This is a genomic window from Geopsychrobacter electrodiphilus DSM 16401 (assembly GCF_000384395.1).
In the GTDB taxonomy this organism is placed as follows: domain Bacteria; phylum Desulfobacterota; class Desulfuromonadia; order Desulfuromonadales; family Geopsychrobacteraceae; genus Geopsychrobacter; species Geopsychrobacter electrodiphilus.
On sequence record NZ_ARWE01000001.1, the window covers coordinates 463,227 to 485,945 of the forward strand.

Here is a 22,719-nt window from a genome sequence, read left to right on the forward strand (position 1 = left end):
TGCCGGGGTACTGGAAAAAATTGAACCCTGGTGACAACTCCAAGACAGGCACATTGGACAGAGGAGCAGATAACGGATGAAGAATCTCAGCATAAACGAAGACCGTCTCTGGCAGTCGTTGATGGAGATGGCCCAGCATGGCGCGACCCCCAAAGGCGGCGTCTGTCGCTTAACCCTCACTGAAGAAGACCGACAGGCCCGCGACCTCTTCGTGCGCTGGTGCACCGAAGCCGGCTGCACGGTAACAGTCGACCGCATGGGCAACATTTTTGCCCGCCGGGCAGGTCGGGACAATAACCTTCCCCCGGTCATGACCGGCAGCCATATCGATTCTCAGCCGACTGGAGGAAAATTCGACGGCATTTACGGCGTTCTGGCCGGGTTGGAGGTTATTCGCACCCTCAATGAACAGCATATCCAGACCGAAGCACCGATCGAAGCCGTGGCCTGGACCAATGAAGAGGGTTCGCGTTTTGCTCCCTGCATGATCGGTTCCGGCGTGTTCGCAGGCCTCTTCAGCCTGGAAGAGGGCTACGCCTGCAAGGATGCCGCAGGCAAAACTCTGGGCGAAGAGTTGGCTCGCATCGGCTATGCTGGCGAGCGGAAGGAGACCGGCTTCTCCGTCGGCAGTTATTTCGAAGCGCACATCGAACAAGGCCCCATCCTCGAAGACGAGCAGAAAACCATCGGCGTTCTTACCGGTGCCCTGGGCCAGAGATGGTTCGATATCACCCTGACCGGCCGCGAATCCCACGCCGGACCGACTCCGATGCATCTACGCAAGGATGCCCTGCTGGGGGCAGCGCGCATCGTAACCGAAGTTAACCGCATCGGCCTCGACCATTTGCCCAATGCCTGCGCCACCGTCGGGTCCATGCGGGTCTATCCCAACTCGCGCAACGTCATACCCGGCAGTGTCTACATGTCGGTTGATTTTCGGCATTTTGAGGTCAAAAAACTCGCAGAGATGGAGCAGGAGCTGAGAAGAGTTCTGGAGGAGATGCAACAGGAGGGCGTTCTGGAAATCGAGATCACTCCGACCGCAGAGTTTCCGACCATCTACTTTGCTCAGGAGTGTATTGATGCGGTGCGTCAGAGTGCTGAGGAGCTCGGGTATTCTCACCGTGATATTATCAGTGGCGCCGGTCACGATGCCATGTACATTGCCAGTATGGCACCGACCGGAATGATTTTTGTCCCCTGCGAAAACGGCATCAGCCATAACGAGATCGAGAATGCCAAGCCCTCGGACCTCGCTGCCGGCTGTAATGTTCTGCTCAAGACAATTCTCAAGCGCGCCGGGACCTGTTAGTTGACCTAAAAATCTTTCCTATTGAAGGAGATAAGTTGATGGAAAAAACAGCCAATGAAGCGATGACCGCCGATCAGATGGTTGAGCTCTGTAAAAAATATACGTTCTGGTCCTGGTCGGCCCAGGACGCAGTCAGCCCGATTCCGATGGTGCGTGCCGAAGGGGTTTACTTCTGGGACGCCAACGGCAAGCGCTACACCGATATGAATTCGCAGCTGATGTGCAGCAATATCGGCCATGGCGACCAGCGGGTGATCGATGCTATCAAGGGGCAGGCTCAGGAATTGGCCTATGCCGGACCGGGCGTGGCGACGCGGATTCGCGCCGAAATCGGACCGCTGCTCGCCAGACATACCCCCGGCGACCTGAACAAGTTTTTCTTTACTGTCGGCGGTGCCGAAGCCAACGAAAACGCCATCAAAATGGCCCGTCAGTTTACCGGGCGGAATAAAATTGTTGCTCGTTACCGCTCCTACCACGGTGCCAGCGCCGGGGCCATTGCTCTGACCGGTGATCCGCGCCGCTGGCCCACTGAGCCGGGGATGCCCGGGGTGATCCGCGCTTTCGATCCCTACGAGTACCGCTGTAGCTTTGGACGTGACAACTGTAGCGACTGTGGCTTGCTCTGCCTAAAGAATATGGAAGAGATCATGATGTACGAGGGCCCGCAGACAATCGCGGCGGTCTTTATCGAATCGGTCACCGGAACCAACGGCCTGATCGTGCCTCCCGATGGCTACATGCAGGGTCTGCGGGCGCTGTGCGACAAGTACGGCATCCTGCTGATCTGTGACGAGGTCATGGCCGGCCTCGGGCGCACCGGAGAATGGTTTGCCGTCGATAACTGGGGCGTGGTGCCAGATATTATCACCATGGCCAAGGGCCTCACTTCGGCCTATATGCCGCTGGGATGCGTGGCGATGAGTGAGCGCATTGCCGAATATTTCGGCAAGAATGTCTTCTATGGCGGTCTGACTTACAGCGGTCACCCCATGAGTCTGGCTGCTGCCGTCGCGACCCTGCGTGTGCTGGAGGAAGACGACCTGATCGGCAATTCCAAGCGCATGGGCAAGGTTATGGCCGAACTTCATCAGGGACTGAAGGCCCGACACCCCTCGGTCGGCGACGTCCGTTCGATCGGTCTGTTCGGAATTATCGAGCTGGTAAAAAATCGTACGACCCGCGAACCTATGGCGCCTTTTAATGGCACCAGCCCCGAGATGACTCAGCTGGGGGCCTATCTCAAGGAGCACGGCCTGGCAACCTTCATCCACTGGAACAACCTGTTCACCAATCCGCCGCTGTGTATCACCGAAGAGCAGCTGCGTGAAAGCTTCGACATTATCGATCGCGGCCTGGAGATCACCGACAAGGCGGTTGTCGGCTGAACCCTGGTGGTGCTGTGAAAATGTTGTGCTAAGCGTTCTGCGGGGCAGGCCGGATCTTTTTGATCTGTCTGCCCCGCTTTTTTGTTAGATATCAGGTAGTCCCCTCATCTTTGCTCGCTCCGAGCCTGTTCCCTAAAATTACCTTGCGCCAGGTTGATAACCAGCGGCAACTACTTGTCTGGCGCTCCGAGCACCACCTGAACCAGGGCTTCGGGACGTAACCAGTGTGCAAAGGCCTGTTTGACCTGAGCGGCGGTGGTCTTGCGGTATTGTCTGGCGGCGCGCAACGGTTCGTTCAGGGGGAGTCCTTCTGTCGCCAGGCTCAGCAGATCCCCCCCAATTTGATCAAGTCCGGCGCGGGAAAGAATTAACTGACTTAGCAGCAGGGTCTTGGCCTGCCGCAGTTCATTATCGCTCACGGGGGTGGTCTGCATCTGCTTGAGATCGCGCACCACCAGCGCGCGCGCCTTGTCGACGTTCTGCGGGTCGCAGGCGTAAAAGATGCCGAAGTTCGAGCGGGTTTTGCCGAAGTGGAACATCGCATCCACGCTGTAGACCAGACCTGCCTCTTCACGCAGGTCGTGGTAAAGACGGGTGGCGTAGAAGGCTCCGGCGAGGACGTGGGCACCAACCTCCAGGGCATAATGGTCTGCATCGGTGCGAGTCAGTCCCAGGGTCTGGGCGAGGGTGACCTGGTCCTGGACCCGACTGCGATCGACTACGCGGTGAACCGAGGGTTTATTGTCCGGGACCGCCGGCAAGTCGATCACTGGTTTCGGGCCTTTAGCGCCCCAGGAACCAAAGGCTTTGCCGATAATCTCCCCGGCTTTTGTCGGGTCGATATCGCCGACGATGACGATGGTCGTCATATCGGGGCGAAACACCTGCCGGTAGTAGGCTTTGACCGCAGCCAGATTCAACGCCTTGATGGTCGCGGGAGTCGCCTGTCTCAGTGCCGGGTCATCCGCGGGATAAAGGCCCTCGTGCAACGCGCGGTGTGAGAGGTAGCCCGGACTCTGCAGTTCGCCGGCGCGGGAACGGGCGCTCTGATCGCGCACTACCTGAAAAGCCTTCTCGGGCAGCGCGGGGTGCAGCAGGTTGTCGGCGAGCAGGGCGACCCCCTGCTCGAAATGCTCCGACAGGGTCTGTAAGGAGAAGGCCGTGCCGGCACTGGCCTCGGCGGATATATCATCAAGGGCCTTCTGATAGGACATGCGGTCGAGGTGGGTGCTGCCGTAGGCAAAGAGCTCGTCGAGAAGACCGGCCACCCCCTCCTGCCCCTTGGGAGCCTGCAGGTCCGGGTTGTTGCGGACTTCACCGTAAAGGCTGACTGTGTGGCTGATGTCGCTTGGCAGCACGATGAGACGCAGACCGTTAGGTAACAGACTCTCCGTGACCTTCAACTGCGCCGGTAAGGTTGCACTCGAAAGGCCGGCATCCTTGGCCCAGGCGGGGAGCTTAACCTTAAGCGTGCGGCTGGGAGTGAAAGATTCCCCGCCGCCGTAACCTCTGGCTGCCACGGGTTGATCGGAAGGGCGCGGTGTGAGCACGGCCGTCAAGGACGTTTCATTGCGCAGCACCGAGCGGGCGACCCGGGCGACATCGGCGGCGGTGACACGCCGGATCGCTTCGAGGTCGTCACTCGGGGATTGGCGACCCTCTATAGCCAGGGCCTGGGACCAGCTGTCGGCGAGGCCGGGAATTGAATTTTTTTCAAACTCTGCTGCGGCGAGTTCTTTGCGTTTGGCTGCTTCGATCAGGTCCGCAGGGAGGCCATTTTTGAGGTAATCGCCGATAATCCCTTGCATTTTGTCGAGCAGCGCTTCCCCGTCGGCACCGCGGGCGAAGGCCGCCATTGCGTAGGCGGTACAGGCGTCAGGCAGGGGTTCAGCGCTGAAACCAGCGTACAGCGCCTGCCCGGCGGGAACCAGGGCGTAGAGGTTGCCGCGGCGGCTGTCAAGCACATCGGCCAGCACCTGACCAGCGGCAAAATCCGGACTGTTGTAGCCGGGCAGGCGGTAGGCGACCACTGCCATGCCGTAGGGGCGGTCCGTTTCGAGGCGGATGGCGGCGGGCTTGAGAGGCTGGAGCTTCACCTGGGTGCGTAGCGGCAAAGGGCGCGCAGGGATGGCCCCGAACAGCTCCTTGACCATAGCCAGAGTTTTATGCGGATCAATCTTGCCGACGATGACCAGGATGGCATTATTGGGCCCATACCAGTCGCGGTGGAACTTGTGGAGCATGGCTCCGCTGGTCTTGTCGAAAGAGGACCGAGAGCCCAGCGCGTCGTGGGCGTAAGGGGTGCCGGAGTACAACTTGCCCAGCAGCTGGGTGTAGAAAAGGTACTCAGGATTTGAAAGGTCTTGCGCGACTTCCTGCTCGATGGCACCGCGTTCCTTGTCCCAGAGGCTGTCGCTGTCGAGCACATCCCGCATGCGCAGGGATTCCAGGTGCAGGGCGACCCCCAGATCACCAGCCGGAACGGTGAAGAAGTACTGAGTCACTGTCTGTTGCGTGTTGGCGTTGAATTCTCCACCCATGCTCGCAATGAGGCTGGCCAACTGGTCGGCAGAAAGCCCGGGACTGCCGCGAAACATCATGTGCTCCTGGGCATGGGCCATGCCGGGATAGCCCTGCGGGGCTTCGTTGGAGCCGACCAGATAGTTGATCTGGGTGGTCACGACCGGAGCAAGATCATTATGGATGATCATCACCCGCAGCCCATTAGCGAGGGTCTCGCGCAGTATCTCCTGGTTCGGTTGGGCGAAACTGGCGGGGGGAAGCAACAGCGCTGTCAGCAAGGTCGCCAGAATAGTAACTAAGGTGGTTTTCATACAAAACTCCCTGGGCTTCAGCAGAGAAATCATCTCCTCTGGTTGGACGGGTGGGGCTTCATGTCAAAAGAGGGCACTTCACGACATATTATAATGAGCGGACAGCCGGGAGAACCCCCTTCTCGACACCTGCCAGCTGTGTCCGGCCCTGAGAAGCGTTCTCCAGTAGTGCCAGGAGGGGGCGCATAAGCTTCTCGAAGCGGCCTTTTTCCCGGGGTTTGAGGCGGGCCACCGCCGGGAGATTGACTTTCAGCGGATCGCGGGGCTTGCCGTTTACCCGGATTTCGAAGTGCAGATGGGGCCCGGTGGCATCGCCTGATTGTCCTACGTAGCCGATAACCTGCCCCTGTTTGACGTGGCTCCCTACGTGAAGGTTACTGGCGAAGTGACGCAGATGGGCATAGCGGGTCGAATAGGCGCCGAAATGTTTCATTTTGACCAGATTTCCGTACCCTCCGTCCTGTCCCATAAAGGTAATGGAACCGGCCCCTGCGGCCACAACCGGTGTGTTGATATCTGCGGCCAGATCAACGCCCAGGTGCGGGCGCCACACCTGGACTACGGGGTCGAAGCGGTTTTTGGAGAAGGGAGAGCTGACCCGGGTAAAACGGACCGGGGTGCGCAGTAAAGTCGGTTGCAGGGACGCACTCTGGTCATCGTAATAACTGCTGGTTCCATCGGCAGCGGTGAAGCGAAAGGCGCGCAGCGTGCGGTCATGCAACACCAGCTCGGCGGCCACAATGGGGCCGGGCGGCAACTCCTGGTTTCCTGCCTGGCGCTTGTCGTAAACCACGGTAAAACGCGAGCCGCGGCGGATCTCTCGGCGGTAATCGACCCGCCAGTGAAAGATGTCCACGAACTCGGCCACCTGGGAACTGTTGAGTCCCGCCTGGTGTAACGCCAGGTTGAGGGTTTGGTTGATCACCTCAGAAACCGCTGTCCTCTGCAGGACAGGCTGCACCTCTTCCACCCTGGCTCGCAAGCCCCCCGGACCGGAGACAATCTGTAGTGTACGCAGCGCATCGGCGGAGTAAATCAGTTCAGCCAAGCCTCCGTCCGCGTCGACACGCAGTCGTATTTGATCCCCCGGATGAAGCACGCGCAGCATCTCCACCGCGTCACCCAGACCCAATACCCGGCTGCATTCCTCCTTGTTTATCCCGGCGCGACTGAAGAGGGCCGAGAGGCTGTCGCCGGGATGGACCCCGAAGCTTTGCCAGGGGTCGGAATCCTGCGTGGAATTGCCGTTCTGGTAGCTGTTCGGGGGAGAAACCGGCTCAAGATTCGTAAGAGTTGAATCCGGGGCCGCAATTGCTGAAAGTTCATAAAATTGACGAAGGATCCCGAATGTCATGGCCAGACCGAATATCAGGCCCAGGGCTATCAGCGAAAAACGCCAGCGGGGACTGCGCCCTTTTCTGGTCTTCGCGGTCTTTACTTCGTCGCCCAGATGTCGGCCAAAAAAATTAAACATCAAATTTACTCCCGAAATGCATAGTTTCAACCTGACGCCGCAAGGTCAGAGAAGACGTCCATTTTTTTCTCATGTTGGTGTAGAAAAACCCCAGGAACACAGAGGGCGCACAGACCTTACTCCGATATCTGGCTAACTCCGGGAGCGCATGAGATACGCAAAAAGAGTATTTTCACCGGGATAAAGGACCTGCCGATCTGTGTCTTATCAGCGGGAAAGGTTAAAAGAAGGAGGGGCGCGACTGAGCAGGAGAGCTGTGGAATTGATAACCGGAAGGGGCAGAGCCAGAAGCGCATACCTCATCATGAGAGTCTGTTGCACCAGAACGGGCAAGCTGGGTGTTGTTGGCAGGTTATCCGATTGCAGGTGAGCGAGGGCGCAAACAACGCATTCAGGATGGTCAACCTGGTCGAGATGGTGGTGAAAGCTGCAGAGAATTACGCCAAGCAGGAGAACCGGCACCAGGCTCAGCGCAAAAAAGGTATTCAGCCGCCAAATTCTGCTTTGGGGGTGAACGTGGGTAGCTGTCAGCGCATCATTCATGGTCTGCAAGTAGAGCTTATTCTCGAAGCAAAGTCAATGTCCCGGACAGGGGTTGGACGGTGGTGGCCGGACCTGGTGAGTGGTCGGTCGATGCGCGTTGACAGCGCGCCGCTCTCGGTTAAAATTCAACTATGCCAAGAGAAACGCTTGCCAATTTTTCCATCGAGCGTCTTGAGATTCTTGATCCGCGAGGCGAGGTCGATGCCAACCTGCTGCCGGACCTTACAGATCCACAGTTTCTACGTTTGTATGAGCTTTTGCTGCTGACCCGCCTGGCCGATGAAAGGGCGTTGAATTTGCAGCGCGAAGGGCGACTCGGAACCTTTCCTTCGTCACTCGGGCAGGAGGCGGCGCAGGTCGGCAGTGCCTTCGCACTTGCCCCTCAGGATTGGGTCTTCCCCTCCTTCCGCGAGCTCGGCGTCTTCCTCTGTCTCGAATCTTCCCTGCCCAACTATTATCGTTACTGGATGGGTGATGAACGCGGTCAGCTTTGCCCGCCGGAGTTGAACCTCTTCCCGATTAATATCGCCGTCGGCACTCACCTGCTGCACGCGGCCGGGGTCGCCATGGGCGCCCGTTATCGTCAGGAACCGCTGGTCGCGGTCCCCTATCTGGGTGATGGCGGCACCTCCAAGGGGGATTTTTACGAAGCCCTGAATTTTGCCGGGGTCTACCGGCTGCCGCTGGTCGCCATTTGTCAGAATAATCAGTGGGCGATTTCGGTGTCTCGCCGGGGCCAGACCGCAACTGAGACCCTGGCGCAGAAGGCATTGGCCTGCGGGATCAAGGGGATTCAGGTCGACGGCAATGATGTGCTGGCGGTCTATCAGGCGACTATCGAGGCGCTGAAGCGTGCCAGAAGCGGCGGCGGTGCAACCTTTATTGAGTGTGAAACCTACCGCATGTCCGATCACACCACCGCCGATGATGCCCGCCGCTACCGGGACTCCGCTGAACTTGAGAGTTGGCGTGAGAAGGACCCGCTCTTACGCATGCGGCGCTTTCTTGAGCATCGTGGGTTGTGGATTGAGGCCGATCAACAGGCCCAGGAGCAGGCGCTGCTGCAGCGCATCGATCAGGCGGTCGAAGCAGCCGAGGCCGTTTCTCCACCGACTGTCGAGGAGATGTTCCGCTATACCTGCCACCAACTCAGTTCGCGTCAGGAGGAACAGCTGAAGGAGTGTCGCGATGGCCGTGCTTAATTTGGTTCAGGCGATTAACCAGGGTTTGCAACAGGCTTTAATCGAGGATGATCGGGTGCTGGTTTTTGGCGAGGATGTCGCTGTCAACGGCGGGGTGTTCCGTGCGACCGAAGGGCTTTTCGAGCAGTTTGGTGACAAACGCGTCTTTGATACCCCGCTGGCCGAGTCGGGGATTGTCGGTCTGGCGGTCGGTCTGGCGGCCTACGGATTGCGGCCGGTGGCCGAGATCCAGTTTCTCGGGTTCGCCTATGCGGCCATCGACCAGATCTTTACCCATGCCGCTCGCATTCGTGCCCGTTCGCGCGGGCGTTACAGCTGTCCTTTGGTGATCCGCACCCCCTATGGCGGCGGGATCAAGGCTCCGGAGCTGCACGAGGAGAGCAGCGAGGCCTTCTTCTGCCACATGCCGGGGATCAAGGTCGTGGTCCCCTCCACCCCGAGTAATGCCAAGGGGCTGTTGCGCGCAGCTATTCTGGACCCCGATCCGGTGATTTATCTCGAGCCAACCCGTCTGTATCGTCTGCTCAAGGAAGAGGTCGCCGAAGAGGCCTATATCACTCCTCTCGGGCAGGCCCGGATTGCTCAGGCCGGGGATCAGGTGACGCTCCTGGCCTGGGGGAGCATACTCGAACGTTCGCTGAGGGCCGTCAGGGACTATCCGGTCGAAGTGATCGATCTGCAGACCCTGAGCCCCTTCGATCGGGCGACGATTCTCGCCTCGGTGGCCAAGACCGGCCGCGTGTTGATTGTGCATGAGGCGGCCAAGACCGGTGGCTTTGGCGCCGAACTCGCGGCCACCATCGCCGAGGAGGGGATCATGTCGCTCAAGGCCCCGATCCTCCGCGTGACCGGCTATGATGTGGTCATGCCGCTGCCTCTGCTGGAAGATTACAATCTCCCTTCGGAACAGCGCATCATTGACGCTGTTGAAGAGTTGCTGCGGTATTCTTAACCCTGTGAGGTGTGAGGCGTGAGGCACGAATCCCCAAACGATGGTCATTTGTTATTTCTCCTCACCCCTGACTCCTCTCTCCTCACCGATAAAAGGTATTAACGATGGTCTTCGAATTCAGATTACCAGATTTGGGGGAGGGGATCGCCGAAGCGGAGATCCGTGGCTGGCTGGTTGCAGAAGGGGCTCAGATCGAAGAACATCAGCCGGTGGTCGAGGTCGAGACCGACAAAGCGCTGGTTGAATTACCCTCCCCGCGCGCCGGGCAGGTCGTCCGTTGTCATCAGCCAAAGGGTGCCATCGTCAAGGTGGGTGAGGTCCTGTTGACCCTTGAAGAACCAGTCTCCAGTGCAGAACGGCCACCTTCCTACGGGATTGTCGGCCAACTGCCCGAGGCGGAAGATGAGAGACCGATGACGAGGGCGCCGAGCAAGGCAGCGACAACTGCAAGCTTTCTCGCCATGCCCGCGGTGCGAAAGTTGGCCCGAGACCTTGAGGTTGATTTAAAGGGGCTGAGCGGCACTGGCCCTGAGGGTTCGATCACGGCGGCTGATGTTCGCGCCGCGCAGGGTGGGCCTGCGGCCTTTGCCGTGCGCACAAGCGCAGACGAGCAGGGGGAACGCCAGGCGCAGACGGGACTGCGGCGCACGATTGCCCGCCGCCTGTTGCAATCCCAGCAGACCATGGCGTTTGTGACCAATATGGATGAGTTTGATGTCAGTCGGTTGTGGGAATTGAAACAGCGGGAACGGCCGCATCTGTTTGCACAGGATCTGCACCTGACCTTTTTGCCCTTCTTCATGAAGGCGGTTCAGCACGCCCTGCTCGAATTCCCGCGCTTTAACGCGCGACTCGATGAAGCGCGGGATGAACTGGTGCTCTTGCCCGACTGTCATCTGGGGATTGCGGTCGATACCGCCGAGGGGTTGCTGGTGCCGGTGGTGCGCGATGTCGGGCGTAAAAGCATCGTCAAGCTGGCGGCCGAGTTGCAAGGCTTGTCCGAACGTGCCCACCAGCGCAGTATTGCCCTGCACGATCTGCAGGGGAGCACCTTCACCTTGACCAACTTTGGTGCCTATGGCGGCTACTTCGCCACGCCGATCATCAACCCACCCAACGTCGCGATCCTTGGCTGCGGACGGATCTCACAGCGCCCCTGGGTTGTTGAGGGCGCGCTGGCGGCGCGCTACGTGCTGCCCCTGTCCCTGACCTTCGATCACCGTATAACTGACGGCGCCGAAGCCTGCCGCTTTTTGAGCCGCATCGGTCAATATCTGGAAGATCCTGCTTTGTTGTTTATCGAGAGTGTCTAAAAAAGAAGAGGTGAGCTATTTCCACGGATAACTCAGATTGCGCACCGTCATGGCCGCCTTGACCCTTTCAAGGGCCAGTTGTTCTGCGGCAGCCCGGGGGAGAATATCCTCCTTTTGGGCCTTGCGTAGAATCTGTTCGGTATTCTTCTGGATTTTACGGGTGATGGCGACAAAGGCCTCTTCGGCACTCTTCTGGCGGTACTCCATCGCCGCCATGATCAGACCACCGGCATTGGCAATGAAGTCGGGAACGATCCTCACCCCCTTGCGGGTCAGGGTGTCTTCGGCTTCACGGGTGATGGGGATGTTGGCTCCTTCGAGAATCAGACGCGCCTTGACCTGATGCATGTTGCTGGCGTTGATGACGTCAGGGGTGGCTGCCGGGATCAGGATATCGCAGTCGCTGGCAAATACCGCGTCCCTGACCAGATATTCCCCTTGGCCCGCATCGCGGATTTCTTCGTTGGTGAGTTTGTGTGCGATCAGCTTGTCGATTTCGAGCCCCTGCGGATCGGTCAGGGTTCCGCTCGTATCACTGACGGCGACAATGATCGCACCCTTCTCGACCAGAAACCTTGCCGCTGCGCGTCCGACGCTACCGAAACCCTGAATCGCCACGCGGGCATTTTGTAAGGGCGTTTTGAGGTGTTGACAGGCAATCTCGGCACACTCGGCAAGACCGTAGCCGGTCGCCCCCAGTTTGTCGAGCGGCAGACCGCCGATCTCCTCGGGCAGGCCGAGCACCCGGCCGATCTCCTCTTTGATCCAGACCATCATCCTTTCGTCGGAACCCATGTCGGGCGCCGGGACGTAATCCTCGACCCCCTGCATCATTCGCGCAAAAGCGCGCACCAGCTGTTCGATATTCTGCTGCTTGGGGTCAGCGATGATCCCGGCCTTGCCACCACCATGGTCGAGTCCGGCGATGGCGCTCTTCATGGTCATGGTGCGGGCCAGTCGGGCCACTTCCTGCAGGCTGACGCTGGGAGAGATGCGCACCCCGCCGATGGCGATCCCGAGGGCGATATTGTCGACCACCACCATGGCGCGCAACCCTGTTTGCGGGTCGTAGAGCTGCACCAGTCTGGCCGGGCCAAGGTCGTCAAATTCGATGGTATTCATACTTAAAAAGTTTAGCAGAAAAGAGCTGTTTGTAAAGGCCCTGCGGTCATCTCAGGGCTGGTCGGCCCGGGCGAACTCCTGCCCCAAAATAGCCAGTTTGCGCTCTTCGCCCCAGCGATAACCGCCAACCAGTCCGTCACTGCGCAACACCCGATGGCAGGGGATCAGCCAGGCGATCGGGTTAGCGCCGATGGCGCTGCCGACGGCCCGTGAGCTGTTGGGTGCGCCCATGCCACGGGCCAATTTGCCATAGCTGGTAATCTGCCCCGGCGGAATGCGCAAAAGGGCCTGCCAGACCTGAAGCTGAAAATTGGTCCCTTTTAAAAGCAGGGGCAAGGGTTTCTGATCTGACCGCTTAAGCAGCCGGAAAACCTCATCCAGGGTGGCTCTGGTGAGAAGTTTGTCCGGGGTCAGTTGGGCGTTGGGCCAATCTTGTCGCAGGCGCAGGAATGCCGCTTCTTGATCATGGTCAACAAAGCTGAGGGCGCAGATGCCGCGGGTGGTAACCCCGATCAGGCATGCACCGAAGGGGGAGGAGTGAACACCCCAGCGGATCTCAACCCCCTGACCGCCAGTTTTGAACTCACCGGGGGTGACGGCATCCACCACGACAAACAGGTCATGCAGGCGACCGCTACCGCTTAAGCCAACCTCCCAGCTGGTTTCAAGCAGGGAGGCCGAGAGCTTGAGCTGAGTTTTAGCGTACTGGCTGGTCAGGTATTGCAGAAAACGCTTGGGACTGACGCCCGCCCAGCGCTGGAAAAGACGTTGGAAATGGAAAGGGCTGAGATCAAGGTGAGCGGCAACCTCATCGAGCTCCGGCTGGTCAAACTGTCTGTCACGCATAAAACGGATGGCTTGTGCAACGCGCTGGTAGTCATCTTGGCTCATGGCTTGTCCCTTTGTTATTTTTCTTTCGAAATTAACACTGCAGGCAGGCTGCGCCAACCCGATACTTGCGCTACTGAATTCCCTCCCAAAGACCACCGCCTTGCGGATCTTGTCGCCTGATTTGAAGCGATCGTTACGTCAACTGTTGGTTAAAACAGAACGCTCATCTTTCTGAAGAGGTGCGTTGATGACGCCTGATAAAACTAACAACGGCCTGCTGTTTTAAATTCAGCAGGCCGTTGTCGGCGGCAGGTTCAACGTTTGCCGAGCAGTCTCAATAAACCATCCAGATAAGTATAGGGGTGGGGCGGACAGCCAGGGATATAGAGATCGACCGGCAGCAGATCACCGATTCCGTTGTTTACTTCTTTGAGTCCCTGAAAAGGTCCGCCAGCGATGGCACAGGCGCCGGCAGCGATCACTAATTTAGGTTCGGGGATGGCGGCGTAGGTATCGAGCAGGGCGCTCTGCATGTTTTTGGTCAACGGGCCGGTCACCATCATACCATCGGCATGGCGTGGTGAAGCGACGAACTGAATACCGAAGCGGCCCAGATCATAGCCGATGGTCCCCAGCACGTTGATATCAGCCTCGCAGGCGCCGCAACCACCGGCCGACACCTGGCGCAATTTGAGTGAGCGGCCGAAGAGTTTGAGCATCCGTTTGTTCAATTGTTCGGCCAGGCGAAAGCCCTTGTCGGTAAACAGCAGGTCATCTCGCTGGTTCACACTCAGCCGGTAATCACGCGAAAAACACATGGCTCCCTGTTCAACCGCCGGGCAATCGGCGCAGAAAAGGCAGCGCCCCAGGTCGACCTGGATTTCCCCGGGATCTTGCTTTAACGCCTCGAAGGGGCAACTCTTGCAAGCCGCGTCGATTTGGGCGGTGCTCAAATTGGCGGTTATCTTGGGTAACCCCCGAAAACGTTCCGGCATGATCGGTTCCTCTTTCGGAAATTTACCGGTCCGGTGCCCCTGGCGCAGTCTTTCACGAATAATACCCAACATAGAAAAACTCCTTAAAGGTCAAACCCGCAGTAAGAGAGGTTAAAGCTCTTGTTGCATAGCGGAAAATCCGAAATCTGTTCGCCGCGCAGGACCATTGCCAGGCCGTTCCAGTTATGAAATGAAGGGTCGACAATCTTGTAGCGCGCCAGTTTGCCCTGCTCATCCGTGAGCCCGACATGCACGATTTCACCGCGCCAGCCTTCACAGATAGAGACAGCCAGTGAATTTGGTGTCAGGGGCCCGAGGGGGGCACGGGTCTCACTGGCGACCAGCTTGTGGAGGGACTCACGGATCAGGTCATGCGAGGCGTAGATCTCGCGGCGGCGGACGTTGGCGCGGGCAAAAACATCGCCATCGGTTTCAATCACCGGGGTGTCGAATCGGACGCGGCCGCTGCCAAAGGGATGGTGCAGGCGGGCATCACGGATCAAGCCACAGGCGCGGGCGGCGACGCCGACCATGCCCAGCTCTTCGGCCGTGTCGGTCGACAGCTTGCCGACACCTTCGAACCGTGCCAGCACCGATGGAGCGTCGAAGCAGAGTTCGATGGCGCCGCGGGTTTCAGGTTCGAGGATATCCAGCCGCTTGAGGATTTTGTCGCGCAGCGCATCATCCAGCCCAAAGCCGACACCGCCCGGTCGTACCAGCCCGCGACCGAAACGACTGCCGCAAAGGTCGGCTGTGAGGTTGAGATAATCACCGCGCAGTCGGCCGCAGAAGGAGGCGGTCGGCAGGAAACCGGTGTCGCCCGCCAGGGCCCCGATATCACCGACATGATTGGCCAGGCGTTCCAGCTCCAGCGCAATGGAACGTATGCCATAGGCGCGCGGGGGGGCTTCAACTCCGGCCAGACTCTCAAGCACCTGCGCGTAGGCCTTGGTGTGACCGATACTGGTATCGCCTGCCGCGGCTTCGATCTGATAAATGCTGGAGGGGTAGGGGCCGCCAACCAGCTGTTGCTCCAGCCCGCGGTGCTGGAACCCGAGGGAAATCTCGAGGCTCAGCACCTCTTCGCCGTGGCATTGAAAGCGGAAATGCCCTGGTTCAATCACCCCGGCATGCACCGGTCCGACCGCGACTTCGTGAACCTCTTCCCCCTCAACCCGATAAAATTCCATATCACCGGGGATCGGGTGTTTTTGCGGATCCCGGCCCCAGATGTCGGCAGCCTCGACCCAGCTGTTGTGAAAGCGCACCGGTTTGAGCCAGGGGTGCCCAGCGGGGCGGATGCCGAACTGCTCGGCAATCTCACGTTCGAACAGGTGGAGCTGCGGGCAGTCCGGGGTGAAAGACGGGTAGCTGCTGCCGACGCGCGTGTGGAGCAGCGCCAGCTTTCCCTGCCAGTCGTGGGAGAGGATGGCAAAGAGATCAAGCCCTTCGCTGGTCGGCTGGCCGAAAAAGCTGGAGACTCGCGCGCCAGCGGCGATCTCTTCGAGCAATGACTCACGAAATTGGCCAAAGTCGAGACGCGGCAGCTCGCTCAAAGGGACCGATGCGCCATGCCGAAAGCGGATAATTTTAGCCCGGTTCATGGGTGCACCTCCAGTAGGTCGGCCGCCTGTTGCAGCGCGTGTTGCAAGGGGGCGGGGATGTAAACCCCGATCAGCAGAATCAACAGGATCAAGATCAGCGGTGCAATGTAGAGCATAAAACTATCCTTAAACTCCGGGGTTTTGTGCTCCGGTTCACCCTGAGTTGCCGCCAGTACGGTGGTCCCCATGCCGATAAACACGGTCGCCAGGAAGATCAGCATCACCAGACCGATGATCATGTGGCCGCTGCTGAAGACCCCGCGCAGGATGGTAAATTCACTCATAAAGGGCCCGAAGGGTGGCGACCCGGTAATGGCGAGAAATCCGGCCAGAAAAATTGGTCCGGAAATCGGCAAGGCTTTAAGCGCGCCACGCACTTCAGAGAGGCGTTTACTGGCGAAGGCCCGTTGGATATTGCCCGCTGCCAGAAACAGACCCCCTTTGGTCAGGGCATTGTTGATCAGATGCAGCATGGCGCCGAAGGTGGCGATACCGCCAATGCCGACACCGATGGCTAACAGACCCATATGTTCCACCGAAGAGTAGGCCAGCATCCGCTTGATATCAGGCTGGCGAATCATGAAGATCGAGGCCACCAGCAGCGAGAGCAGGCCCATCCCGAGCAACGCCTGACGGGCCATATCCCCTTCACCGGCGGCGGTCATCAGTTGAACACCACGCAGAATCGCAAGAAAAGCGACGCTGGTCAGACCACCGGCGAGCAGGGCGCCGACCAGGCCCGGAGCTTCGCCGTAGGCATCAGGCTTCCAGCTGTGCAGGGGTGCAAGTCCCATCTTGGTGCCAAACCCGACCAGCAGAAAGACGAACCCGGCGTGCAGCCAGGGCTTGCTGAGGGTGGTGGCGACCGTAAGCAGGGTGTCGAATTGCAGACTGACCGGCGCACCGCCACCCAAGGCGGCATAGGCGATGAACAAGATGCCGAGCATCGCCAGGGCGATCCCGACTGAGCAGATCAATAGATATTTCCAGGTTGCTTCAATCGAAAGCCGACTACGATTGTAATAGATCAACGGCGCACTGGAGATGGTCGTCGCTTCAACCGCCAGCCACATGACGCCCATGTGCCGTGCGACGACCGCCAGGGTCATGGCGCTGAGGAAGACCAGCAAGCAGGGGACCATGACTTTGTTCCCGCGATCACGGCGCAGATTCAGATACCCCACCGCGTACACGCCACAGGCGAAGAACAGCAGACTGGTCACCAGCAGCACCAGCCTCGACAGGGCGTCCAGTCCGATCCAACTGCTTTCGAGCGGGAAACGGCCGAGGCAGAGGAGCACCGACAGCAGCAGATGCAGGCCGCTGCTGAGTGGCAGCAGCCAGGAACGGGCCTGGTACCAGGGGATCGCCAGGCTGATAGCCGCTGCAATAAGAGGAAAGATAATCAGAACTACGAGCATCGTATTATTCCTTCAGGGCGGAGAGACGTTCCGTATCGAGCGAGGAAAATTCACGGTTGATCTGGTTGAGCACAATTCCCATGACGAAGACGCCGACGAGTAAGTCGAGCAACACCCCGCCTTCGACCATCAGGGGCAGGGCTTCACTTAGCAGGACACCGATAATAAAAATCCCGTTCTCGAGCATCAAATAGCCCAGCACCTGGGTGATGGCTTTGCGCCGTGTGATCAAAAGCAAAAAACCGGCAAACATGGTGGCCAGAGCGACCGGGACGTAGAGCCCGTCGTGGTGTTCAGCGACCAACGGCAGAAAATCTGCAAACAAAAAAGCGCCAGCCGTGGTCAGGGCGCCCAGGATCAAGGTTGGGACAAAGCCGATGATCGGTTCGACCTCGCGGCGGATACGGACTTCGCGGACGGCGCGCAGCAGCAGCCAGGGGATGAGAATTCCTTTGAAACAAAAAGCTCCGGCCGACAGCAGGATGGAGTGAAAACTGAGCCCGTGGGTTAAAAGCGGCAGCAGGGCCAATAATGCGCCCTGCAGCGCGACGATCCGGATACAGGCGACGAGTCGAGAGCTGCCGAGGGTAAAGAAATTAATCAGAATCACCGTCAGCAACAGGAGGTTTGTGAATTCCATCATCGGTTCTTCTCCGCCAGTATAGATATTCTGATGTTAGCGTTTTGAGAGCGTTTCATCGCAGCACCAACACCAGGGCGAAGATCGATAACAGCGAGGTTCCGATCAACATCTGCGGGATACGCGGTAAACGCAGGCGCGCCATGAACGATTCGACTACCCCGATCAGTACTGCAATCCCGGCCAGTCCGGCGAGAAAAATCAGGGCGTCAAGCGCCCACCAACCGGTTTGCCAGGGGAGTGCCAGGCGCACCAACAGGGCCCCTAAAACCATCATTTTGAGCGAGGCGCCGTAAAGAATCATGCCGAGGGCCGGGCCACTGTGATCGAGCACCATCACCTCATGAACCATGGTGAGTTCCAGGTGGGTGTTGGGATCATCGAACGGAATGCGTGAATTCTCGACCAGCATAACCACAAAGAGGCACACCAGAATCAACCCAAGTGAGGCGCCAGCCGGACTGCGCCAGGCTGCCAGCAGATGGGAGCCGAACAGGGTGTTGAGCGAAAGGCCATCGGAGATCCGGGCCAGGACCAGCAGCGCAAAAAGCACCGTCGGTTCAGCCAGACAGGAGAAAGTCACTTCACGCACCGCCCCCATCCCTTCGAAACTCGAACCGGTATCGAGCGCTGCGCTGGCGGTAAAGAAGCGTGCGAGGCCGAACAGGTAAACGAACAAAATCAGATCACCTTCAAAGCTGACCGGGGCCTGCAGCGCCCCAAAAGGTATCAGCAGCGAAGCCAGGAGCGGAACCACCAGGCCGACCACCGGACCGGTCAGGAAAACCCAGGTGGTAGTGCGACTGAAAACAAATCCCTTACGCCATAGTCGGGCGAGATCGTAGTAAAGCTGCAGCACCGGGGCACCGATACGGCCACCGAATATGGCTTTGGTCTTGGTGATAATCCCTGGCAACAGCGGGGCGAAGAGGAGCAAAAGAACGAGATGCAGAACCAGCTTGCCGATCACGATGGTTCTCCTTTCACAGCACGAATAAGGCGAGGAGCGCGATAACGGTCAGGGCGACATAAAGCAGGTAAGAGGCTATGCGTCCGTTTTGAATCAGGGCCCTTAGTTTGCGACAGAACCAGGCAATGCCTTGGCCCCCCGGGAAAAGAATACGGTCCAGAACTGCGTCGGGGGTGTGACTTTCAAAGCCGGACGCCGCAGCAAACAGGCCGGTGACCTTGCCGCCGTGACGTTCGCTCAAAAGGCCGAAATTAAACAGCTGCACGAGCATGTCAGCAAAAGAGCTGGCCGTATATTGCATGCGTGCCGTGGGAAATTGATAGCCGCAACCCCAGGTGCCGACATTGTGTGGCGCTGTGCGGCTGCGGCGCTTGAGCCAGAGGGCCAGGGCGCCGAGCAGAGCCACCAAAAGCCAGCCGATGAGACCGATGCGGCCGAGGGGCGCCAGGTTGCTCCCCAGAACTGTGCTCTCGGCGCTTCCGCTCCATTCGACAACGGCGGCGCGCAGCAGTGGAACCAGGGTGGTCGGGAGCAGCCCGATCCAGGCACAGGCGACCAACAGCAGTGCCATGGGTGCGAGCATACTGCCTGGGGCTTCATGCGCCTGGGCTGCGGCTGTGCTGCGTGGTTCACCGAGAAAGGTGATGCCGAACACCTTGACAAAGCAAGCGAGCGCTAATGCGCCGATTAGCGCCAAGGCCGGGGCTGCCAGGACAGCCATGCCCAGGGCCGAGGCGGGGTGCCTCAAGGGTTGGAAGGAGCCGAGATAGATCAGCCATTCACTGATAAATCCGTTGAATGGGGGGAGTCCACAGATCGCTACGGCCGCACCCAGAAATAAGGTCCCGGTCCAGGGTTGTGACTTGAGCAGTCCGCCATAACTGTCGATATCGCGGCTGCCGACCGCATGGATCACCGAGCCGGCACTCAAAAACAGCAGGGACTTAAACAGCCCGTGGTTGGCGACGTGGAGCAGACAACCGGCCAGACCAAGGGCCACCAGTGCCGGGACATGGTAGCTGCGACCGAGCAGGGCCAGCCCCAGACCGAGGGAAATAATGCCGATATTTTCGACGCTGTGGTAGGCGAGCAGTCGCTTGATGTCATGCTGAGCCAACGCCAGGGCAACACCCATGATCCCCGAAATGATCCCGAGCAGCAGCATGGTCCAGCCCCACCAGGGCGGAATCTCGACAAAGAAGGAGGTAAGCCGCACCAAACCATAGATACCGGTTTTGATCATGACACCGGAGAGGATCGCCGAAGCATGGCTCGGTGCAGCGGCGTGGGCACCGGGCAGCCAGATGTGCAGCGGCATTATCCCGGCCTTCATGCCGAACCCGAACAAACCGAGCAGAAACATCAGACCAGCGCTTGCGGCGGTCAGGGTTCCGGCGGCGGGGAACATCAGGGATCCTGATGCTTGATCGAGCAGGGCGAAGAGGGCGAAGAGGGCCAGAGTGCCACTGTGGGTGGCGATCAGATAGATAAATCCGGCGCGGCGGACATCCTCTTTGTGATCTTCGGTGGTGATCAGAAAATAGCCGGCCAGAGCCATCACTTCCCAGCCCATCAGAAACAGCACGCCGTTGCGGGACGACAGGAGCAGAATCATCGATCCGCTGAGCAGGCCATAAAAGAGCCGCAGTTTACGGCCGTTTGCCGGATTTTTACTCTGGGGCCAGTAGCTCAGACCATAAACGGCGCCGGTTGCGACAACCAGAAAGAGCGGCAGCAGAAAGGTGGCAGTGATTGCGTCGAGTCGCAGAGCCAAGGCCCCGCCTGGAATGGTCCAAGGCAGCTCCAGGCGCATTTCGTGGCCCGAGACCAGGAGCAGGCCGACGGCAATCACGCCACTGACACAGCCGACCAGGCTCATCAGGCAGGCCAGCCGTTCCCCGCCGGTCCCCTGTCGAGAACAGAAGAGTCCGGGCACACCGGCCAACGAAGTTAGTAAGATCGCCCCTATAAGCCAGATCAAATCATCCTCCTCCCTGTCCGCCGGCCCATAGACTCCAGGCCATAAGCACTGCGCTCGCGATGAAAATATAAACCAGGTAGATCGACAACTTCCCTTGTTGCAGCCAGCGTAGTCTCTGACAACGGTCGGCAAGGGCAACGAAAAGAGGGTTTAGTATGCGGATCAAGACGGGATCTGGGGAGGTCTGCGACAGGTGGCCTTCCTCCGGGAAAACCCCGCTGACATTCTTGACGTGTAGCTCAGGGCGCATGATTTTAGGAAGCAGGTGCCAGGCCGCAAGTTCGGAAAATCCTTCGCCGGTATACGCCATGCGCGGCGTGGGGAAGCGGAAAGCGCAGGCCCAGGTGGCCGCCTGTGCCTGTGGGCGCAAGTTTCTCAGTAAAACAAGAACTCCGGTGAAAACTCCCAGTCCGAGCAACAGCAGCAGTCCCCAGTGTCCCAGCGGAGCAACCGCCAGGGCGAGCTCAGGCCCGACCGTCACACCTGATACTTGTGCTAACGCTGGCGTCAGTAAGCGCAAGGCTCCCTGAGGATAGAGGCCGATCGTCAAACAGCCCGCAAGTAATGCCGCCATGGCGAGCAGCATCCGTGGCGCCGCCTCATGGGCATGGGCCGCCGCCGCGGTGCGCGGTTCCCCGAGCAGACAAATGCCGATCAGGCGCGAAAATGTCACCAGAGCCAGCGCACCCACCAGACCGAGCAGGCCGAAGAGCAAAAGTGGCATGAGAGCAGCAAAGCCCCCCAATGCGGAGCCCGCTTTGGCCAAACCAATATAAATCAGCCATTCACTGACCAGGCCGTTGAGGGGTGGCAAGGCTCCGATGGCCAAACTGCCCCCGATCCACAAAAGTCCGGCCAGTGGCATGCGCTTGAGCAGGCCACCCATCATGTTCATGTCACGCGTGCCGGTGGCGTGCAGCAGGGTGCCGGCGCCGAGGAACATGACCCCTTTGAAAAGCGCATGATTCCACAGGTGGAGCATGCCTCCGGCATAAGCAAAGAGCGCCAGAGTCGGATGTCCCTCGGCGGCGGCGACCAGACCAAAGCCCAAACCAAGGAACATGATGCCGATGTTTTCGACGGTTGAATAGGCCAGACAACGTTTGATGTCGCGCTGCTGCGCGGCCAGTGAAATCCCGTAGAGGGCACCGCCTGCTCCGAGCAGAGCCATCAGCCAGCCCCACCAGATCGGAGCGGGGGGGAGAAAACTGATAACCCGCAGAATGCCGTAGATACCGGTTTTGATTAATACCCCGGACATCAGGGCCGAAACATGGCTGGGGGCTGCCGGATGAGCATTAGGCAACCAGATATGAATCGGAAAGAGTCCGGCCTTGACGCCGAAACCGAACAGCGCCAGCAGATAGAGCAGCGAGGCCATGCCGAGGGGGAGTTGCGCCAAGGGTCCGAAGTCGCTGAAGTCAAGGCTGGGACAATAGCTGCCTGCCAGAATAAACATGGCGACCAGCAGCATCATGCCGAGGTGGGCGGCCAGCAGGTAGAGCCAGGCGGCCTTGCGCACCTCTTCCAGATGATGGTCCCAGGCAACCAGAAAGAAGGAGGAGATGGTCATGGCCTCCCAGGCGGCCAGAAAGAGCAGCGCATTGGCGGCGGTGGTCACCAGCAACATGGCGATGGCCATGATGTTGAAAAAGAACCAGTGCGGCGCCAGTGGCCGCTGCTGACCCTCGTGGGCCAGATAGGGCCCGGCATAGAGGGCACAACAGAGGGTAATGATAGAGATCGGCAGGACGAAAAAGGCCGCTAACGGATCGAGTCGCAGGGTGAAGGCGCCCCCGGGAACCGACCAGAGAGCGGAGTAGCTGAGCGCCTGCCCGCTGAGCAGAACCTGAAGTGCAATATAGCCTGAGATAAGGGTTGCGCTAACCGCCGAGAGGGTCCCGATCAGGGTCGCCAGCGATGATTTTCGCGCGGCGATGGAGAGCAAACTACCGACAAGTAAAATGAGTAAAGCCGTTATAAACAGGGTCATGTCTTCTGCTCAACCTCAATAAAGAGATGGCGGTACAAAAACTCACCAACTGCTGTGTTGCCGTAATTTGTCGCGCGGCTGCGACGTAAATGAGGCTGTCTTATTGCTCGATAAATAGTGCACCTCGCCTTTAAAGAGGACGGT

16 protein-coding genes are annotated in these 22,719 nt (G+C 59.0%); 5 read left to right on the plus strand and 11 right to left on the minus strand.

Going from position 1 to position 22,719, the window contains the following annotated elements; genetic code table 11:
• Nucleotides 1-76: 76 nt before the first annotated feature.
• Together D888_RS0102195 and D888_RS0102200 are read left to right on the plus strand one after the other, a co-directional pair.
• A complete protein-coding gene (locus D888_RS0102195; RefSeq protein ID WP_020674885.1) occupies nucleotides 77-1,312 on the plus strand; it encodes a Zn-dependent hydrolase in 1,236 nt (411 codons plus the stop codon).
• Between the two features lie 38 nt (nucleotides 1,313-1,350).
• Nucleotides 1,351-2,700 carry an aminotransferase class III-fold pyridoxal phosphate-dependent enzyme gene (locus D888_RS0102200; protein WP_020674886.1) on the plus strand — a complete coding sequence of 450 codons (1,350 nt, stop codon included), beginning with the start codon at nucleotides 1,351-1,353 and terminating at the stop codon, nucleotides 2,698-2,700.
• 170 nt (nucleotides 2,701-2,870) lie between these two features.
• On the opposite strand, the gene D888_RS0102205 is transcribed toward D888_RS0102200, so the two are convergent.
• Both D888_RS0102205 and D888_RS20455 read right to left on the minus strand, forming a co-directional pair.
• On the minus strand, nucleotides 2,871-5,534 hold the full coding sequence (locus D888_RS0102205; RefSeq protein ID WP_020674887.1) for a M16 family metallopeptidase: 2,664 nt from the start codon (nucleotides 5,532-5,534) through the stop codon (nucleotides 2,871-2,873).
• An 88-nt stretch (nucleotides 5,535-5,622) separates the two neighbouring features.
• Nucleotides 5,623-7,008 (minus strand): peptidoglycan DD-metalloendopeptidase family protein, encoded by a 1,386-nt coding sequence (locus D888_RS20455; RefSeq protein ID WP_020674888.1) that lies wholly within the window; start codon nucleotides 7,006-7,008, stop codon nucleotides 5,623-5,625.
• A gap of 674 nt (nucleotides 7,009-7,682) precedes the next feature.
• Between D888_RS20455 and pdhA the strand changes: the two genes are divergently transcribed.
• From pdhA to D888_RS0102230, 3 genes are all read left to right on the plus strand, one after another.
• Nucleotides 7,683-8,753, plus strand: a complete 1,071-nt coding sequence (gene pdhA, locus D888_RS0102220) for a pyruvate dehydrogenase (acetyl-transferring) E1 component subunit alpha (RefSeq protein WP_020674890.1) — start codon at nucleotides 7,683-7,685, stop codon at nucleotides 8,751-8,753.
• Nucleotides 8,740-9,705 carry an alpha-ketoacid dehydrogenase subunit beta gene (locus D888_RS0102225; protein WP_020674891.1) on the plus strand — a complete coding sequence of 322 codons (966 nt, stop codon included), beginning with the start codon at nucleotides 8,740-8,742 and terminating at the stop codon, nucleotides 9,703-9,705. Before pdhA ends, D888_RS0102225 begins: the two co-directional genes overlap by 14 nt.
• Nucleotides 9,706-9,809: 104 nt before the next feature.
• Nucleotides 9,810-11,018 (plus strand): dihydrolipoamide acetyltransferase family protein, encoded by a 1,209-nt coding sequence (locus D888_RS0102230; protein WP_020674892.1) that lies wholly within the window; start codon nucleotides 9,810-9,812, stop codon nucleotides 11,016-11,018.
• 15 nt (nucleotides 11,019-11,033) lie between these two features.
• Here the strand turns inward: D888_RS0102230 and D888_RS0102235 are convergent, their stop codons facing one another.
• The 9 genes from D888_RS0102235 to D888_RS0102275 form a co-directional block, all read right to left on the minus strand.
• Nucleotides 11,034-12,140 (minus strand): Glu/Leu/Phe/Val family dehydrogenase, encoded by a 1,107-nt coding sequence (locus tag D888_RS0102235; protein WP_020674893.1) that lies wholly within the window; start codon nucleotides 12,138-12,140, stop codon nucleotides 11,034-11,036.
• Between the two features lie 51 nt (nucleotides 12,141-12,191).
• On the minus strand, nucleotides 12,192-13,031 hold the full coding sequence (locus D888_RS0102240) for a methylated-DNA--[protein]-cysteine S-methyltransferase (RefSeq protein ID WP_020674894.1): 840 nt from the start codon (nucleotides 13,029-13,031) through the stop codon (nucleotides 12,192-12,194).
• A gap of 254 nt (nucleotides 13,032-13,285) precedes the next feature.
• On the minus strand, nucleotides 13,286-14,038 hold the full coding sequence (locus tag D888_RS0102245) for an NADH-quinone oxidoreductase subunit B family protein (RefSeq protein ID WP_020674895.1): 753 nt from the start codon (nucleotides 14,036-14,038) through the stop codon (nucleotides 13,286-13,288).
• A gap of 11 nt (nucleotides 14,039-14,049) precedes the next feature.
• Complete coding sequence (locus tag D888_RS0102250) at nucleotides 14,050-15,570, minus strand: hydrogenase large subunit (RefSeq protein ID WP_020674896.1); 1,521 nt, start codon at nucleotides 15,568-15,570, stop codon at nucleotides 14,050-14,052.
• Nucleotides 15,567-16,991, minus strand: a complete 1,425-nt coding sequence (locus D888_RS0102255) for a proton-conducting transporter transmembrane domain-containing protein (RefSeq protein ID WP_020674897.1) — start codon at nucleotides 16,989-16,991, stop codon at nucleotides 15,567-15,569. Before D888_RS0102255 ends, D888_RS0102250 begins: the two co-directional genes overlap by 4 nt.
• A 4-nt stretch (nucleotides 16,992-16,995) precedes the next feature.
• Nucleotides 16,996-17,634 carry a hypothetical protein gene (locus D888_RS0102260; RefSeq protein WP_020674898.1) on the minus strand — a complete coding sequence of 213 codons (639 nt, stop codon included), beginning with the start codon at nucleotides 17,632-17,634 and terminating at the stop codon, nucleotides 16,996-16,998.
• 52 nt (nucleotides 17,635-17,686) lie between these two features.
• On the minus strand, nucleotides 17,687-18,601 hold the full coding sequence (locus tag D888_RS0102265) for a respiratory chain complex I subunit 1 family protein (RefSeq protein WP_020674899.1): 915 nt from the start codon (nucleotides 18,599-18,601) through the stop codon (nucleotides 17,687-17,689).
• 13 nt (nucleotides 18,602-18,614) lie between these two features.
• Nucleotides 18,615-20,582 carry a proton-conducting transporter transmembrane domain-containing protein gene (locus tag D888_RS0102270; protein WP_020674900.1) on the minus strand — a complete coding sequence of 656 codons (1,968 nt, stop codon included), beginning with the start codon at nucleotides 20,580-20,582 and terminating at the stop codon, nucleotides 18,615-18,617.
• 1 nt (nucleotide 20,583) lies between these two features.
• Nucleotides 20,584-22,575, minus strand: a complete 1,992-nt coding sequence (locus tag D888_RS0102275; protein ID WP_020674901.1) for a proton-conducting transporter transmembrane domain-containing protein — start codon at nucleotides 22,573-22,575, stop codon at nucleotides 20,584-20,586.
• Between the last annotated feature and the right edge of the window lie 144 nt (nucleotides 22,576-22,719).